At 56.4% G+C, this 16,199-nt stretch carries 14 protein-coding genes; 5 read left to right on the top strand and 9 right to left on the bottom strand.

What is annotated here, in order from left to right; all coding sequences use genetic code 11:
- Positions 1 to 299: 299 nt before the first annotated feature.
- Positions 300 to 1,250: a M20/M25/M40 family metallo-hydrolase gene (locus tag HY282_08920; protein ID MBI3803868.1), complete on the bottom strand. Its 951-nt coding sequence runs from the start codon at positions 1,248 to 1,250 to the stop codon at positions 300 to 302.
- 298 nt (positions 1,251 to 1,548) lie between these two features.
- Between HY282_08920 and HY282_08915 the strand changes: the two genes are divergently transcribed.
- Positions 1,549 to 2,412: a metal-dependent hydrolase gene (locus HY282_08915; GenBank protein MBI3803867.1), complete on the top strand. Its 864-nt coding sequence runs from the start codon at positions 1,549 to 1,551 to the stop codon at positions 2,410 to 2,412.
- Positions 2,413 to 2,508: 96 nt separating this feature from the next.
- On the opposite strand, the gene HY282_08910 is transcribed toward HY282_08915, so the two are convergent.
- Both HY282_08910 and HY282_08905 read right to left on the bottom strand, forming a co-directional pair.
- Positions 2,509 to 2,949, bottom strand: coding sequence for an RsbRD N-terminal domain-containing protein (locus HY282_08910; GenBank protein MBI3803866.1), 441 nt, complete (start codon positions 2,947 to 2,949; stop codon positions 2,509 to 2,511).
- Positions 2,931 to 3,314 (bottom strand): hypothetical protein, encoded by a 384-nt coding sequence (locus tag HY282_08905; GenBank protein MBI3803865.1) that lies wholly within the window; start codon positions 3,312 to 3,314, stop codon positions 2,931 to 2,933. The genes HY282_08910 and HY282_08905 overlap by 19 nt, the downstream gene beginning before the upstream one ends.
- Before the next feature lie 459 nt (positions 3,315 to 3,773).
- Here HY282_08905 and HY282_08900 point away from each other — a divergent pair, with 459 nt between their 5' ends.
- The gene (locus HY282_08900) at positions 3,774 to 4,049 is read left to right on the top strand and encodes a carboxypeptidase regulatory-like domain-containing protein (protein MBI3803864.1); all 276 of its coding nucleotides are present in this window, start codon (positions 3,774 to 3,776) and stop codon (positions 4,047 to 4,049) included.
- Between the two features lie 16 nt (positions 4,050 to 4,065).
- Positions 4,066 to 5,139 (top strand): hypothetical protein, encoded by a 1,074-nt coding sequence (locus HY282_08895; GenBank protein ID MBI3803863.1) that lies wholly within the window; start codon positions 4,066 to 4,068, stop codon positions 5,137 to 5,139.
- A gap of 105 nt (positions 5,140 to 5,244) precedes the next feature.
- Here HY282_08895 and HY282_08890 read toward each other — a convergent pair whose 3' ends face one another.
- Positions 5,245 to 5,742: a hypothetical protein gene (locus tag HY282_08890; protein ID MBI3803862.1), complete on the bottom strand. Its 498-nt coding sequence runs from the start codon at positions 5,740 to 5,742 to the stop codon at positions 5,245 to 5,247.
- A 341-nt stretch (positions 5,743 to 6,083) separates the two neighbouring features.
- On the bottom strand, positions 6,084 to 8,162 hold the full coding sequence (locus HY282_08885) for a sigma 54-interacting transcriptional regulator (GenBank protein MBI3803861.1): 2,079 nt from the start codon (positions 8,160 to 8,162) through the stop codon (positions 6,084 to 6,086).
- A 571-nt stretch (positions 8,163 to 8,733) separates the two neighbouring features.
- On the opposite strand from HY282_08885, the gene HY282_08880 reads away from it, so the two are divergent.
- On the top strand, positions 8,734 to 10,263 hold the full coding sequence (locus tag HY282_08880) for a hypothetical protein (protein MBI3803860.1): 1,530 nt from the start codon (positions 8,734 to 8,736) through the stop codon (positions 10,261 to 10,263).
- Between the two features lie 107 nt (positions 10,264 to 10,370).
- Positions 10,371 to 11,768, top strand: a complete 1,398-nt coding sequence (locus HY282_08875; GenBank protein ID MBI3803859.1) for an esterase-like activity of phytase family protein — start codon at positions 10,371 to 10,373, stop codon at positions 11,766 to 11,768.
- A gap of 131 nt (positions 11,769 to 11,899) precedes the next feature.
- Here the strand turns inward: HY282_08875 and HY282_08870 are convergent, their stop codons facing one another.
- The 4 genes from HY282_08870 to HY282_08855 form a co-directional block, all read right to left on the bottom strand.
- Complete coding sequence (locus tag HY282_08870; protein MBI3803858.1) at positions 11,900 to 12,409, bottom strand: hypothetical protein; 510 nt, start codon at positions 12,407 to 12,409, stop codon at positions 11,900 to 11,902.
- A gap of 486 nt (positions 12,410 to 12,895) precedes the next feature.
- Positions 12,896 to 13,318, bottom strand: a complete 423-nt coding sequence (locus tag HY282_08865; protein ID MBI3803857.1) for a hypothetical protein — start codon at positions 13,316 to 13,318, stop codon at positions 12,896 to 12,898.
- A complete protein-coding gene (locus HY282_08860; protein MBI3803856.1) occupies positions 13,315 to 13,743 on the bottom strand; it encodes a DUF4864 domain-containing protein in 429 nt (142 codons plus the stop codon). The genes HY282_08865 and HY282_08860 overlap by 4 nt, the downstream gene beginning before the upstream one ends.
- Positions 13,744 to 14,024: 281 nt before the next feature.
- Positions 14,025 to 16,160 (bottom strand): tetratricopeptide repeat protein, encoded by a 2,136-nt coding sequence (locus HY282_08855; protein MBI3803855.1) that lies wholly within the window; start codon positions 16,158 to 16,160, stop codon positions 14,025 to 14,027.
- Between the last annotated feature and the right edge of the window lie 39 nt (positions 16,161 to 16,199).

Below are 16,199 nucleotides of genomic sequence, written 5' to 3'. Positions count from 1 at the left end.
GGGGTGATGAATAAGGAGAGGGGGCGGATTCCTTTCGTTGCGGACAATATGTCCCAACACCGATTCGGGATTCTGCAAGTCGGATGCCGGCGCCATTTTTCTCCAGTGGAGCACCAGGCGCGGTGGCGTGAGGAGAGGGTCTGAAGAAGATAGAGAGGTATTTACCGAAACCCGGAAAAGAACTCCCTGATTTTTCGTCGGGATTCGAGCGTCCCGAGCGCACCGGAGCCGGGATGAACGTGAGTAAAGGAGGCCGATTCCAATCACGGCCGTCTCACGAAGCTCAAACGGACCGATCGTTATGGCGGCGACGGTCCACCCTTTTCCTCGACCTGGGCGATCCTTCGGATTACATCGGCGAGGCCATGGACCACGCGCGCCAAGCGGAGGGTGTCGACCGTCTCCGGCCGGTCGGTGGGTCGATGATAGTGTGGGTTCCGAAAGGGGACGGTGTCGGTGATCATCATCGCAGGATAGCCCTCTTTCCAGAACGAGTCATGATCGGACCAGGAGATGCCGGGAAGCCAGGAGGGTGCGGCCGCCCCCTCCGAGGGGAAGGGGGTTCGCTTGCGGAATGCGGCGATGCTCTCTCTTACCAGGTTGCCATATCGGATGTTTCCGACGAAACCGATGAAGTTGCCGCGATCGGGATAAAAATGGTCCAAAGGGGAGGGATAGCGCTGGCTGCCGGGCGCGTCTGAATAGTAGCCGATCGACTCGATCGAATACATTGCGACGATTCGGTCGTTGCGGGCGCGCGCCGCCCGCGCGTAGACGCGGCTTCCCATCGCGCCGGTTAAGTAAGTCGGCGGCTCTTCATTGGTAAATGCAACGAATCGAATCGTCCGCTCGAACGCCTCTTCTTTGAACATCCGCGCCAATTCCAATATCGCCGCAACCCCCGTGGCGTTGTCGTCCGCGCCGGGCGAGCCGGGGACAGTATCATAATGGGCGCCGAGCAGAACGACCTCCGCCGAACGGCCCCGGCCCGGAAGAACCGCTTCCAAGTTCCGAAACGTCCGGCCGTCGTGGGTATAAGCCTGCGGGCGAACTTCATAGCCGATTTGTTTGAAGGCCGATTCGATATAGGTCGCCGCCGCTTCAAGACCGGTCGGATTTTGGAAGCTCCGCTCCCCGATCTCCCCGGCGAGGGCGAAAAGATCACCCTCCAGGCGGGTTCGGCTTCCCTCCTCCCCCTCCGTGAGCGGAGGAAGCGCCCCTTGAAAAGAGGACCCCGGCATGCGGATCATCATCAGCCATCCAATCGATAACCCACCTAAGAGAAGGAGGGCCCCCGTTAAAAGCAAGCGCTTCACCCTGCGGATGGAAGGAGCCGTCGGCCGTGTTGTCATGGGGTACGATGCCGGAGAATAAAGAGAGATCTTCTTGTGGAGACGCCTACGATTATTCTATCGAATTGGAACGCGCGCGACAAGGAGGTTGACTCGGCGTTGAGCGTTCGGTTAGAACAGAACAAAGGTGCCGCTGAAGATAGACGATGCCGATCGGGGTCTTACTTTTTCAATCGGGGATGGAGGAGCCATGAGGATGAAGGGACGTTTTCTGACGGGTGGTTTGTTCTTATTGATGATTCTCTGGATATCGATGACCGCCGCGCAAGGGGAGACGACGAAGCTGACGCACCTTACTTGGCACGGCCATGCCGCTTTTGAAGTGGTGACCCCGGGCGGCGCGGTGCTGTTGATCGATCCCTGGCTAAAAAATCCGGTCAATCCGAACGCCCAGGAAAACAAAGATCCGGTCGCCCGGTTTGAAAAGGTCGACTATATTCTGATCACCCACGGTCACTCCGATCACGTCGGCGATGCCGTCGCGCTGGCCAAGAAAACCGGAGCGCGGCTGATCACGAATGCCGAGCTGGGAGCCGCCATGGTGAAGCTCCTCGGTTTTCCAAAAGAGCAGGTCGGGTTCGATACCCTTCTCAACCCCGGTGGAGAGATCCGGATTGCCGACGGCGAAGTGACGGTGATGATGACGCCGGCGATCCACTCGAGCGGTCTGAACAATCCGAACGCGGGGCCGCAGGAGTCCGACATCGTCTATGGAGGGATCGCGGCCGGATTTGTCCTGATTATTAAGAACGGTCCGACGATTTATCACACCGGCGACACCGCCTATTTTAAGGAAATGGAGATGATCGGCGAGCAATATGAGCCCGATGTCGCCTTAATCAATATCGGCGGTCACTTCGGGATGGAGCCGCCGATGGCGGCCAAGGCGGCCGCGGCGGTCAGAGCGAAGCTGGCGATTCCGCACCATTTTGGAACGATGCCGATCTTAACCCAGAATCCGCAACCCTTCATCGATGCACTTGGGAAGAGGAAGATTCCCGCCCGGGTGATGAAGCCGGGAGAGACCCTCGCCTTCGAGGGAAACAAGCTCAAAAAATAGAGGAGCCGGCCTTATAAATCGCATGAACCACTAAGATAGAGCGCATCAACTACGCCGTCAACGCGACCGGCATGCCGGCCCTCGACCCCTTCGGCGTTAATCGAGCGTTTCACTGTAGGTTGAAATCGCATTGCAGAGGATTTCATCCATATAGAGATTGATCGTCCGGGCGGCACGGTAGTAGCTCTTGAGGTCTGCGTCGATGGAGCCGTTACAGCACTGCTCCGTTAAGAAGTCGAGCATGATGGTCCGCAGCAGCGAGACCTCACGCGCAAGCTCCCGGCCGCGGTAGCCTTGTTGGAAGCGGAGATAGACTTTGACGCGCCCTTCCAAGGTGTTGGTCGGGCTGGGGGTCTCGTCTGCTTGGAGCAGTTCGCAGATCTCTTCGATGATCGCCGGAACATGATCGCGCAGCTCCAGGCGGGAGAGCGCGGCGTCCGAATCGATCCGCGCGTCATTGCGCACCGCACGCATCCAACTCTCCGTGATCTTCTCGTTATTTTCCGCTATCCATGTGTTCAGCTTTTCATTCGCCATGGTTGATCTCCGGGATTCCGTTTACACAGGTTGTACACACTTCCCTCCAAACATTCCTCGAACTCTTTCCCATGTGTTTCCTTTACGAATTCAAGAAAGCCGTAGATATTTCTGACCCCTTCCTCGTCGAATCCCATCTTTTTGAGGAGATCGTCGTTCGCACGAAAAGAGAGGGGATAAGGAAGGATCTGGAAGCGATATTTCCCTGAGTCTTGAAATTTGACGATGACGTCATATAAATTCCGAAGCATCATGAAGGATGAAATAAGACATTCATAGCTGTTCTGGCTGGCGCGAATCAGAAGATAGAGATAATCTTCGTTGTAGTTTTTAATCAGCTGCTCGTAATCTTCCTGTGTAAACATGACGTCGACATTCCCGTGATCCGCTCACAAACCCGCCTACATCGTTGAGGACCGTTCCGTCTATTGAGCGGAAAGGGTCGGCCCCTTATTCATCGGTTTTTATGGGCGAGTTGGAAACCTATTCGGAAGCGGATAAAAAAGTCGGCCTTTTATACCGGCCGACCGATCCTGCTGATTAAGAGAAGAAGACCTCTCATACATGATGTTGGGATTGGTACATCAATAGAATTATAACTAAAATGGTTATTCGCAAGCAAGGAGGAAAATGAATTCCGCTTCATCCCGGGCGTCCTTTTCGCAATGGCGCATTTTATCTCTCCTTGAGGGACGCCGGCCGACGTTTGCAGATCGCGACGAGATCGGCTAGAATGCGTTCCGATTGATTAAATGAATGGGATCGAACCGACGATCGGAAGACTTATATCTAAATCGGTTCTCAGGCGAAAGAGGAGGAAGAGAATGAAGGCGATTATTCTATCTGCATTTCTAATTTTATCGGTCATGATCTTCTCCCCGGCGATGGCGACAGAGCTGTCGGGGACGGTCTACAGCAAAGGGGCGCCGGTGGCCAATTTGACCATTGCGGTCAAAGGGAGCGATACAAAAACGAAGACCGGCCCCAAGGGAGAGTACAAGCTCGATCTCGCTCCGGGAGATTACACCCTGATCATCCGGGGGAAAGAATTCCCCATAAAGGTGGCGTCGGCTCCGACGCGCCACGATATCCAACTCTGAGAAAAGGACTCTCTCAATGGCAGAACACGAGGGCAAGCGAACCGATATTTGGGCGAAGATGGAATCGTTTGCGAAGATCCTGGCCGGGTTCAGCGCCGCCGCCAGCGCCATCCTCATTCCGATTTTCCTGAGCTCCTATACGGAACAAAATCGCCGGGCGGAGATGTTCGTTAAGACCATGACCGAGCGGGAAAAGTCGGATACCGATATTCGACAGTCGATGTTCCAAAGCCTTCTCACCGGCTACCTCGGTGCGATCAAAGAAGATTTTATCAAGGCCGATGAAGAGTCGTTCAGAAGAAGGATTGTCTTCCTAGAGCTCCTGACCATCAACTTTCAGGAGTTCTTTAATGCGAAACCGCTCTTTGAAGATGTCTATACGGGGCTCGAGCGAAAACGGACCGCGTCGCACGGCGACGTAGAGAGAAAGAAATGGGATGATTTAGAACAGCAGATCATCCGGGTGTCGACGAATTTGGTCTCCCGACAGGCCAAGATGCTGAACAACATCGGAACCGGCGCCGTCTTCAACATCGACAAAGGGGAGTCGATCTGCGTGCGGCTGTATGATCGGGACGATTTTGCCAAGCTCCGGAAGCGAGATGGGAGAACTCCTTTCCAGAATTTTCTGCCGGGCCGTTGCATCGATGAGCAGAATCAATCCGGAAAGGGGGGGAGCAAAGAGGGGAGAGACGGGAAAGACGCCCAAGGAACCGGTGCAAACAACGACCTCGCCACGCCGGAGCCGAGGGGGAACAACCGGCGCCAGTCTCTCGAAATCCTTCCCGTGGCGGTTGACAAAGCCTATGCCACGGTTCAGGTCAGTATCTATGACGATGTCTTCGACGGAGAGGTTCTCCAAGGGAGTCTGCTGAAGGGGAGCCTCCAATTTGATGTTTCTTATTTTGATCTCCCTTATATGGACAACACCAAGATGAGTGACGGCAGCCGATTCTCGCTGATCTTAAGGGGCATCGACGGCGATTCGGTCGAAATCGAAGCGATCCGGTTTAAAAATGATTTTATGAGCCTTCGAGATCGCCCCCTCTTTGAGGAGATGCTCCAGAAGCTGGAAAAAGGGGGAGGCTAATCTCTCCGGTCTCATCGACTTGCCCCCTCTTTAAAGATAAGCGATTTCCCCTCCCGGCGGGGAACCGCCCTCCCCTTCCCCGCCGGCCGGCACCAAACCGGTGCATTAACTTTGAATCGGGTGGAGGTCCATGACCCGGTTTTGCTCGTCGACCTCAAAGCTGATCTGGGCTCCCTCTTTTAAGATAACCACCTTCGGAACAACCGGGTCTTTCAGCTCAAAGCTCTGCGTCGCGCCATCTTCGGTCCGAACGGTCAGCACTTTGTCTGATCCGCGGTAGGTCTCCACCATCGCAGTGAGCGACCGATGATGATGCGATCCGTGGATATCGATGATCTGGTTTCCTTCATCCATCTGCAAGACGACCGTGTCCCCCCGATCGATCGAGGGAAGCCCGCTCTTTTCCGCCTCTCTCACGGTGAAATACCGCGTCGTTCCTTCGTCGGTTCTTACCGAGACCAATGTCCCATCTACCTTTTTCACCGTGGCGGAGACCTCGCGGTGTCCCGGAGCGTCCAGCATGGCCGCGGTCGATGGGCCGGCATAAAACACCGGGGCGGTGATCGCTAAAACCAGAATCGTTCCAAATATTTCCTTTTTCATTTTCGTCTCTCCTCGTTTTTTGATGGCCGGCGGTCTCTCGGACCGTCCTTTGAGCCGTCGCATTTCCTTGGACCGTTGCGCTCTTGTCTCTTCATGGTAAGGGATAGAGCAAACGCTGTTCCAAATGCATTCGAGGCCGACTTCATTTCATGAAGTGACTGAAATCATAAGTGCTTTGCGCCGATTTGAAGGGGTCTTCTTAATTTTGAAATGGGAGGTGCCGAAGAAAAGGTGCCGGATGCTCGGCACTGCCGAAAGATCGGCACGGGGCCACGGTCTAGACGGCCTTTCACCCTCCGCGCGATAAAAACGCTCGGGCGATGTTTTCGCGTTCCCCGGGGTTATCGGCGTGAGATGCCGAGCTTTCTCATTCTCGATTGGAGGGTGGTCCGCTTCATCCCGAGACGGGCCGCGGCGCCTGAGACGCCGCCGACGACCCAGTTTGCTTCATCGAGAATGCGCATGATATGTTCCCGCTCGGCCGCTTCCAGCGTGGTTGTCCGTTTGGGAAGGATCTCCGAGGAGCGGGCCGTCTCGGCGAGCGGGACGGAGAGAATCGCTCCTTCGGACAAAATGACGGAGCGCTCAATCACGTTTTCAAGCTCGCGGATATTGCCGGGCCAGGGATAGTTCATCAGCAGGGTCATCGTCTCGGAAGGGATCGTTTCGGTCTGCTTGTTCATCCGCTGGGCATACTTCCGGGCAAAATATTTTACGAGCAAAGGAATGTCTTCACGCCGTTCCCGCAGCGGCGGGAGGAGAATGGGAAAGACATTCAGGCGGTAGTAGAGGTCATTGCGGAACGCTTTCTCCGCCATCATCTGGCCCAGGTCTCGATTCGTCGCGGCGACCAGGCGGACATTGACCTTGATCGTCTTGGTTCCCCCCAGCCGCTCGAACTCTTGCTCCTGAAGGACCTGCAATAATTTCGACTGCAGCTCCAGCGAAATGTCGCCGACCTCGTCCAAGAAAAGGGTCCCCTGATGGGCCAACTCGAACCGGCCGATCTTCTGTGCAATCGCTCCGGTGAAGGCGCCCCGCTCATGGCCGAAGAGCTCGCTTTCCAGCAATCCGGTCGGAATCGCGGCACAGTTCATCTTCACGAAGGTCCGCTCGCGTCGCCCGCTTAAGTTGTGGATGGCCCGTGCGATCAGCTCCTTGCCGGTGCCGGTTTCGCCCAGGATCAACACGGTCGAGTCGGTCGGCGCGACCGTCTCCACCTGTTTGAGCACTTTTTTTAACGCGGCGCTCTGACCGATGATCTCCTTGAAGTCATATCCCGTCCGAATCTCCTCTTCCAGGTACAATTTCTCTTTTGCCAATTTGTCCTTCAGCTTGGTGATCTGCTGGTAAGCGAGGGCGTTCTCCACCGCGATCGCGATCTGGCTGGCCACCCGGCTGAGCAGTTCGAGGTCGTCTTCCGAGAAGGCGGCCTCCTGCTCACTGAGCACCTCCAACGTCCCCAGCACCCGGTCGTGCGAGATTAAGGGGACGCTGCAGATACGCTTTAACCCCTCGGCGATCAAGCGTTTCGCGTTCTCATCGGGAAGATCGGTCAGATTGCGGAGGACGGTCCGGCGCGACGTAAAAGCCAGCATCGGCACCTCCACTTCCGCGATCGGGAAGCCCGATTCGACGAAGTCGCGATATTGCTCAATGAATTCCTGATGTCCCGGGGAGTCGAGCGCATAAGAGCGAAGCCGGCACTGATCGGGGTCATAGAGGGTCATGCCGGCGAAATCGTGCGGGACCACCCGGCGCAGGAAGGCGGAGATTGCCTTCAGGAGCTGCCGCAGATCGAGATGGGCGATGATCGCATTCGTCACCTCCAGCAGCAGCCGTTGACGGTCGAGCTCTCGCGTTAACTGTTGTTGATACCTCCGGGCGCTCTGATAATTGAGGACGTTTTCGACGGCGACGGCGACGAGCTTGCCGATCTGCTGAAGAAATTCCAAGTCGGCGTCGCCATAGGCCCCCTTCTTCAGACTGAGAAATCCGAGCGCGCCGAGCCGCTGCGCCGCGGTGGTTAAGGGGACAAAGCAGAATGCTCTGATTCCATCGTCCCGCATCGGTTGAATCTCCTTCCGCCAACGCGGCTCCTCGGAGAGATCGGGGACGAGCAGAATTTCCTGCGTATTCCAGACGTGAACGGTCGGGAAATCGGCCGGCTCGTCGTGATCTCCAACGATCTCCGCCGGAATGTTCGCCTGAACGGTATGCAGCCGCATCACGCCCCGTTCGGGGTCATGCAAGGAGAGGCCGATGACGTTCACATCGACGACGGCAGGCAAGCGCTGCGCCAGATCTCGAATCAGCTCGCGCAGATCCTGATGGACCGAAATAATCTCAGCGACTTCCAAAAGCGTCCGATATCGCTGTGCCGGGTTATCAAATGTCCGGGAAGAATCGTTATTCGTCAATGATCAGAGGTCCTCCTTCCGTCGGTGGGCCGATGAGCAGGGAGCGGGGGAAGGGGTGCGGTCGCGCAGCGGGGTGGCAGCCTGTTTCAAAAGATTATTGCATTTTTAATTCATATAGACAATCGGCCTCTTTTACGATGCCGATGGAGTGAGCCGCGCCTTTACAAAACTTTAACCGCGAGTTGATCCGGATGTAATCTCACCGGTCTACCCTCATTCCTGGTCCATCGGGATGTAGACCGTTGGCGGGATGTAGACCGCTGGGGCCGTGCCGGTGGGGCGGCCGGATTGCTCGCTTGCCATAGGATCGAGGGTCCTAAAAAGAGGGGATCTGACGCCAGCCCCGCCGACGCGACGGTCCGTCCGGGCACCGACCGAAATTATGCCTGGGCGACGGTGAAGGTCCTCGCAAACGGTAAGGTCAAAATCAAAGCGTATGGTTTCGACGATCACTACGGTCCGACGAGTTTAATCGGATCGATCATCCTCAAACAGTCATCGAGGAGAGGACTTAAACCAAACCCTCTCCTCTCGCCTTAGTGTGAAATATTAATGAAAAGAGGAGACATTCATGTCTAAAAAGATCTTTCTGGCGGCGTTTGTTTCAATGGCGATGGCCCCTGCGGCGCTCTCCGCCGCAACCGGTCCGAGCAGCGCGCAATCTCCCTACCTCAACCCGTCCGCGCCGGGGGTGGAGTTCACCTCCATTCTGACCGTGGGCGATGAGGCCAAAAAGATACCGGGAGAGGAGGGCTATCGGATGGCCGGCATTCCCGATGGGCTCGGCGCCTACGATAATGGGGACGGCACCTTCACCCTATTGATGAACCACGAGCTGAACATCAACTCGGCGGGAGTCCCTTCCGGCATTGTCCGGGCTCATGGCGGGGCCGGCGCCTTCGTCTCCAAGTGGAAGATCCGCAAAAGCGATCTCAAGGTTCTCAATGGGGAGGACCTGATCAAGCGGGTGTTTCTCTGGGACACCACGAATCAAACGTATGTCGCCTCCTCGGATGCCGTCTTTATCCGGTTTTGCTCGGCCGACCTTCCGTCCCCGACCGCCTTCTTCAACAAGAAAAGCGGCAAGGGCTTTAATGAAGGGAGAATTTTTCTAAATGGGGAAGAAGAGAAGACCGACCTTCGCCCCTCCCAGCGCGCCTTTGCTCATATTGCCGAGGGCCGTCAGCAGGGAACCACCTATGAGCTTCCTTTGATGGGGAAGGGGAACTGGGAGAACCTTCTGGCCAGCCCCTCTTCGCAGGACAAGACGATCGTCATCGGGCAAGACGACGGCGGGTTCAACAAGGTCTTCATCTACATCGGAGAGAAGCAGAAAAAAGGGAATCCGATCGAGCTGGCCGGCCTCTCTCACGGCAAGCGCTATGTCCTCGCGATCGATGGTTTTACGACCGAGCCGGGGTTCGATCCCGCCGCCGCTCAATTTAAAGGGAGTTTCAGCCTGATTGAAGATGCCGACGGCTCCCATGGAACCACCCTTCTCCGCCCCGAAGATGGCGCCTGGGATACGGTCGATCCCAATCGGTACTATTTTGTCACCACCGCGAGCATCACCGGCAACAGCCGTCTCTGGCGGCTGACATTCAGCGATATCGCGCATCCGGAATTGGGCGGCGCCATCGAGGTTTTGGTCGACGGCAATGCCGTTGCATCGCCGCAGATCAAAATGATGGACAACATCGCCCTCGACAAAGGAGGCGATGTCTATCTGCTCGAGGATGTCGGCAATAATCCGCGGTTGGGTCAGCTCTGGAGCTACGGGGCCTCGACCCGCAATGTCACGAACCTCGGCCAGCATGATCCGAGCCGCTTCGACCCGGCGGTCTCGAATAACCTTTCCTTTTTAACCCAAGACGAAGAAAGCTCCGGGATCATCGAAGTGACCCGTTTATTCCAAGGGGTCCGGGGCTATGACACCCAACGCAACCGGTACTTTCTGCTCGACGTGCAGGCGCATTATCCGATTAACGGCGCCAATCCACATGGATTCACGAATCCGGATGAACTGGTGGAAGGGGGACAGCTGTTGCTCATGAAGATACCGAAGGAGGCGACGGTCGAGGAAGAGATCGAAAGCGAGTAGCCGCGCCGGGGCGGATCAGAATTAAAAATACGATTTGATGACAATGTGGCCTGCCGGTTGGGCCGGATCGGCTTTTAAACAGAACCCTTGCGTGATAGGAGAGCATCATGAGTAAAAAGAAGTGGGCTGCTTATCTGTTCATTTCATCCCTGTTTGCAGCTGCCGCCGCCGAGGCGAGCACCGACCTGATCGCCGTCGGGAGTGTGAGCGGAAGCTATGAAGATTTTGCGCTTCAAACCGCCCCGCCGCTGGAAAATGGAATCCCGGGGAACCGCCTCGGCGGGCTCGGTTCTGGCCTCGCCTATGCCGGTGGGAACACCTTCCTCGCCGTTCCCGATCGGGGGCCGAATGCGAAACCATACGACCCCAGCGTCGACGACACCGTCTCTTACATCAACCGTTTCCAGAACTTTCACCTGACACTGGCGCCGAGTGATCCCGGCGCGCCCCTTCCGTTCACCCTCACCCCGATGCTCACCGGGACGACGCTCCTCTCAAGCTTCACCCCGCTGACCTACGCTTCCAGCGGCGTCCCTCCGCTGAATAGCGTCAATCACACCTACTACTTCACCGGTCGGTCGGACAATTTTAATCCAACCCAGCCGTCGACCCATCCGCTGAATGCCCGGTTCGACTCCGAGGGGATTCGGGTCTCGAACGATGGTTTGAGCGTCTTCATCTCCGATGAATATGGTCCCTATGTTTACCAGTTCAACCGCCTCACCGGAAAACGTGTCCGGGTCTTCAATCTTCCCGCCAAATTCGCCGTCAAGAATCTAAGTCCAAACGGGGATACCGAGATCAACGGCAATACCTCCGGACGGGTCGCCAACAAAGGGATGGAAGGGTTGGCGATCACTCCGGATGGGAAAACGTTAGTCGGCATCCTGCAAAGCCCGTTGATTCAAGACGGCGGGACCAACGGCGCCGTCACCCGAATCGTCACGATCGATCTTCGGACCGGCGCCACCCATGAATATGGGTATCAATTCGACAACATTGGCTCCGCTTCAAAGGCGAAATATGGCACCGCCAGCGAGATCCTCGCCATCAATAACCATGAGTTTTTAGTCGATGAGCGCGATGGCAAAGGGCTGGTGGATAATTCCATCGCCGTCGTCAAGAAACTCTATAAGATCAACCTCGTCGGCGCCCCAGAGATCAGCAATCTCACCGGAGCGAGCAATCTTCTCGGGACCGCCGCTCCCAAGACCCTTTTCTTAGACATCGTGGCCGTGCTGAACAGCAAAGGGATCGCGAGCACCGACATTCCGGCGAAGCTGGAAGGAATCGCTTTCGGACAGGATGTGACGATCAACGGCGCCACCCTGCACACCCTCTACGTCTCCAACGACAACGACTACGTCGCCACTGTGATCGACACCACCCATCCGCTCGGGATGGACAACCCGAACAAGTTCTTCGTTTTTGCCTTCGAAGACGCCGACCTGCCGGGCTTGGTTCCCCAGGATTTTGATGACCTCTATCTTCGATTCACGAATTAACGTCTGTTGAAAAGATGCTGATAGAGTGAGATAAAAAGAGGCCTTGCGGCTCACCCGCAAGGCCTCTTTTTATGCGCGCCGGAGGTGGGATATAGAAGCAGAAGACAGCGCGGTAAAAGTACCCTCTAGTGTTACCCCTTGTGAATGCCGACAACACGATTTTGATCATCGACTTCCACGGTGACGCGAGATCCCTCCCGGATGGAGTTCATCTTCTGAATGGCGGGGCCCTTCACTGTGAAGGTTTCCGTTTCTCCGTTGTGGGTCACCACGGTCAGTCGCTCATCCGACGGGCTAAACGTCTGGACCTTTCCATGGATCGTCCGGTATCCCTGATTGGCGGAGATCACGGTTGCCGGAAAGACATTGATGCTCCGGTTTGCCCAAGTCCTTTCCACGACGACCTTTTCTCCCTGGGTGTACGAGCTGAAGTCGTCTCGCCTGCTTTTGCTGATCGGATAACTCATCACGGCACCGGAATCGGTCCTCACGGCGATTGCATGATCGTCGATCCTCTCAATCGTTCCATTGATTCTTTCGGGCGGCGCGCCGGGCCCATCTGCCGCAAAACCATATCCGGCATAGCCGACCTGTGATATTGTCGCCAAAATCAAAAATCCCTTCAGCAGCTGTTTTTTCATTTTTACTCCTCCTTCGTCATTGGTCCTGTCTGATTTGTGATGCTGCGGTCTTGCGATAAAACAGGATAGAGATCCGATTGGACTCCTAGGCTCTCAACTGATCGTTTGTAATATTATTTTTCTGTAATATTATTTTCACATAGTCGAAGCACGCGAATCTATACTACCTCGGGCTCATCCGTTTAATCCTTTTCGGCTAATGCTTTCGGAATAAGGATGATTCCCTTTGCGGGAGTGGAATCGCAGAGGAGGCTTGCTGTATGGACTGTTGCGGAGTTCGGATCGGGAGGGTTTCGCGCGTTTTTAGTTTTTAAAAGCAGGCTGCTGCGTTCCGTCGGGATTGGAAGGAAGTGAATCGTTCACTTCATTCCAATGGCGTTCTAGGCGGAGAGCATCTTGAAAGCATGCATCCAATCGTTGCGTAAAAAAACCGGAGACGCACCAAAGGATGCAGAGCGGCTCAATCACGCGGGCCACCTCGGCGCCTTAGGATCTTTTCGGTTGGCTCGAACGGTCCAGCAATCTCACGCCGAGAAAAACCAAGAAATTAACCACCCAGGCCATCCAGGCGATCCAAAGCGAGAAAACAAAAGCGCCGCCGAAATCGACCGAGTACCAGACGGTCGCAACGTTGGCGAGCGTGACGGTGACCGCCGCGCTGAGACCGGCGCCGAAGACGCTTCCTTGGTAGTTGAATTTTTCCAGTGCGGTCAGGAAGCCATAGGTGGCGAGCCCGATGACCAGGCTGTAAATCAGGTGGGAAACAATCAAGAGGGTCCACGCCCCGCTCTCGCCGAGATCGCCGACGAGCCCGTTCCAGCCGGGAAGGAGACGAAAGACGATCGCTCCGACCGGCAGGGTGACGACGGCGCTGGTCACAAACCCGCGAAAGACGAAGTTCCCGGTCATAAGTGACAGAGCCGTTCAGATTCTCGGGAGCGCGCTGATCTTCTGCCGGCGGGACCGGATCGGATCGGCTGGAACTCTTCCACGATCGTTACGCCGTTGATCTTCCATCCCTCTCCTTCGAGGACCATCAGATATCGTGCGATGACCGTCACATGGTCTTTCCCGGTCACATGGACCGTCGCGACCGCCGCCTGTGTATCGTCCGAGAAGAGGGTCTCTCCGAAGGAGACGAGGTGGGAATTCGCGATCTGCGGGTAACCGGACCGGACCATCGTCTCAAAGCGTTCTTTCGAGAGCCGTTGGCGGATCGACTTCGAGGCAAGGGTGTAGGCGGTCGGGTAGTCCTCCTTGTTGAAGGCGGCCATCTGCTGTTGGATGACCGATTGGATCAGGTCGGTTGAATGAATGGGGTCAAAGGCCGCCATCGCAGTGCCTTCGAATAAAGCGAATAAAGAGAGGACGATGAGAGAGCAGGCGATCTTCATAGCAGGATGAGCTTATAGAATTGCGTCAGCAAAGTAAAGGACCGGCCGCTTGGATCCCGGTTGAGGGATCGATCTGAGGAGGGATGGCCCAAAAAAACAACCATCGTTGATCGCCGCGAGACTCAACATGACACCTATTAGGCGGCTATGCCTCTCACGGGCCGGGGGAGGGAACATGATCGCCTATGCGACGACCCAGAGCTGACCGACCAGAGTGCGCTTTATTTGTTTGCCCGATCGCGCGCCGCTTGCAGCTCGTTCCGATACGACGCGTCATTTGAATTCAGTCGGATCGCCTCGGAGAGATGCTTGACCGCTTCGTCGAATTCTCCTCGTTTTCTCAATATCGCGCCGAGACCGTAATGGGCGAGGTGCTGACCGGGATTGATCCGGATGACCTCGCGCAGATGGGGCAACGCCTCGTCGTCTCTCCGTTGCTGGGTGAAGAGGCGCGCCAAAAAGAGGTGGGCATACTCGTCATTGGGATTGAGTCTAAGGGCGGCATCAAAGTGACGAATCGCCGCCGCCACCTCTCCTTTTTTGACGAGGAGGGCCGCCAGCTCGGTATGGGCGAGGTTCGCGTTGGGCGCGTTTGGCGCGTTGGGCGCGTTGGGATTGAGTTGAAGTTCCTCTTGCAGCTGCAGGATCGCTTCGTCGGGCTTGCCCTGTTGCACCAACAGCTCCGCGAGTTTCAGACGGGGCCCCGATTTTTGAGGGTAGTGGCTGATCATCTGACGAAGAGCGTTGATGGCGTCATCATATTTCCCTTGCCGCGACAAGACCGTCACCAGAAAATAGTATGTATCGGGATGCGGTCCCTGAAGTTCTAAGGCCTGCCGCAATGCGTTCTGCGCCTCTTCCAGTTTTCCGGCCCAATTCAGCGTCCGTCCCAGGATGCGAAGCGCCTCCGCCGCGTCATTCACGCTAAAGCCGGCGAGCACCTGGCGGGTGACCTGCTCGACCTTCTCGCTGTTCCAAGCGGCGTCCGGCTTCACAACTTTTTCTCTGACCAGCGCGTCGAACAACGCGAGCCCCAACATCCGGTAGCCTTTGATGTTGGTGTGGACATGGTCAACGAAATATTCTTTTCCCAAGATTGGAGGGAGGTTCTTCTGCTCGCGCACATAGGCTTCTTTGAGCAGACGCGGGAAATCGACCAACGGCGCGCCTGCGTCGGAGGCGACCTCCTCCACGATGCGCTGCATGGGACTTAAGATTCGCAAGGGGGCGATGTCCTCATCGACGGCGCGCCAGAAGACCTTCTCCGCTTCGTCATACTGACCTGTCTCATAGAGAACCTGTCCGATTCGGTAATGCAGCTCGGCATAACGATCGTCGATCGCAAGCGCTTGGCGGTAGAGCGGCAATGCGTCGCTGACGTGGCCTTGCCCCTGCAGCTCGCTCGCGCGCCGGTAGAGATCTTCCCACATGTGAAGCGCATCGTCGCCGAGTCCCGCCTTGTGCTCGCTCTTGAACGGGGACATGTCTTTGAGGTTCACCGCCGGCTGGACGAAGACGATCTGGGCCCCCGCACCCCGCGCGATCTGTGCCATCCGCTCCATTCCATAGCGGTAGTGTTTTAGGACCTGCCGCTTGAGCGGGTCATCGCGGTGATAGCTCGTCGGGCCGACCGTATGGGTGAGGATCTCATCGACCTCGCCGCTCAGTTGGTAGCGCTCTTTTGCATTTTTGAGCGGGTCGGGCCGAACGACGCCGATTGCCTCTTTCATCGCCGCCCAGGTCCGGGTCCGGCTGAGGAGGGCGCTTCCCCGCAGCGCCCAGTCGGGCAGCGCCATCAGGCGTCCATAGGAGCGCCGCTCGAGGAATTCATTCTGCCCGCAGTAGACGATAAAAAGGTCGGGCTGATATCGGCTCAGCTCCTCCATCAGGTTGGCGATCCGGTAGCTGGCATAGCTGACGCCGCCGGCATTGATCACCTCCCAATTTCGGGATGGATCAGCGGCCTTCAAAAAGGCCCGCAGCCAGCCGCAAAACGACACCGGATCGTAGTAGGGATGACCGACCGTCGTCGATTCCCCCATGCAGAAAATCCGATAGCTCTTCTCTCCTTTTACCTTGGGAAACGCTTGATAGTTAAAAAAGGCAATTTTGCTTGGAGCGGTCTGGAGGAGGATCGATCCGTCCGGCTGCCCGGCTTCGATAAAGAGGGGGATGTTTTGGGCGAATCCGACAAAGGGATCTTCGGTGACGAGGACGGGACGGACGCCGGTCAGCGCCAGGGTCAGCTCCAGGGTCCCAAAGAAGAGGGTCACGATGAGGATCGTGAATAAAATGCTTTTCCAAAACGGGCGGGGTCGCGGAGAGACGGCGTCGTTTTTTTCCGGTTCCTGACTCATTCTGCGGTGATTTTAACATGTAAAGGGGTTTCGATCCAG

Source organism: Candidatus Manganitrophaceae bacterium, assembly GCA_016200325.1.
Lineage (GTDB): Bacteria > Nitrospirota > Nitrospiria > SBBL01 > Manganitrophaceae > Manganitrophus.
This window is presented reverse-complemented; position numbering and strand designations above follow the sequence as displayed.

What these genes read in the sequence shown, in the direction of transcription:
- HY282_08915 (MBI3803867.1), top strand. Translation starts at nt 1,549, where the DNA reads ATGAAGGGACGTTTTCTGACGGGTGGTTTGTTCTTATTGATGATTCTC.
- HY282_08855 (MBI3803855.1), bottom strand. Translation starts at nt 16,160, where the DNA reads ATGAGTCAGGAACCGGAAAAAAACGACGCCGTCTCTCCGCGACCCCGC.
- HY282_08900 (MBI3803864.1), top strand. Translation starts at nt 3,774, where the DNA reads ATGAAGGCGATTATTCTATCTGCATTTCTAATTTTATCGGTCATGATC.
- HY282_08880 (MBI3803860.1), top strand. Translation starts at nt 8,734, where the DNA reads ATGTCTAAAAAGATCTTTCTGGCGGCGTTTGTTTCAATGGCGATGGCC.
- HY282_08865 (MBI3803857.1), bottom strand. Translation starts at nt 13,318, where the DNA reads ATGACCGGGAACTTCGTCTTTCGCGGGTTTGTGACCAGCGCCGTCGTC.
- HY282_08875 (MBI3803859.1), top strand. Translation starts at nt 10,371, where the DNA reads ATGAGTAAAAAGAAGTGGGCTGCTTATCTGTTCATTTCATCCCTGTTT.
- HY282_08905 (MBI3803865.1), bottom strand. Translation starts at nt 3,314, where the DNA reads ATGTTTACACAGGAAGATTACGAGCAGCTGATTAAAAACTACAACGAA.
- HY282_08910 (MBI3803866.1), bottom strand. Translation starts at nt 2,949, where the DNA reads ATGGCGAATGAAAAGCTGAACACATGGATAGCGGAAAATAACGAGAAG.
- HY282_08895 (MBI3803863.1), top strand. Translation starts at nt 4,066, where the DNA reads ATGGCAGAACACGAGGGCAAGCGAACCGATATTTGGGCGAAGATGGAA.
- HY282_08870 (MBI3803858.1), bottom strand. Translation starts at nt 12,409, where the DNA reads ATGAAAAAACAGCTGCTGAAGGGATTTTTGATTTTGGCGACAATATCA.
- HY282_08920 (MBI3803868.1), bottom strand. Translation starts at nt 1,250, where the DNA reads ATGATCCGCATGCCGGGGTCCTCTTTTCAAGGGGCGCTTCCTCCGCTC.
- HY282_08860 (MBI3803856.1), bottom strand. Translation starts at nt 13,743, where the DNA reads ATGGCGGCCTTTGACCCCATTCATTCAACCGACCTGATCCAATCGGTC.
- HY282_08890 (MBI3803862.1), bottom strand. Translation starts at nt 5,742, where the DNA reads ATGAAAAAGGAAATATTTGGAACGATTCTGGTTTTAGCGATCACCGCC.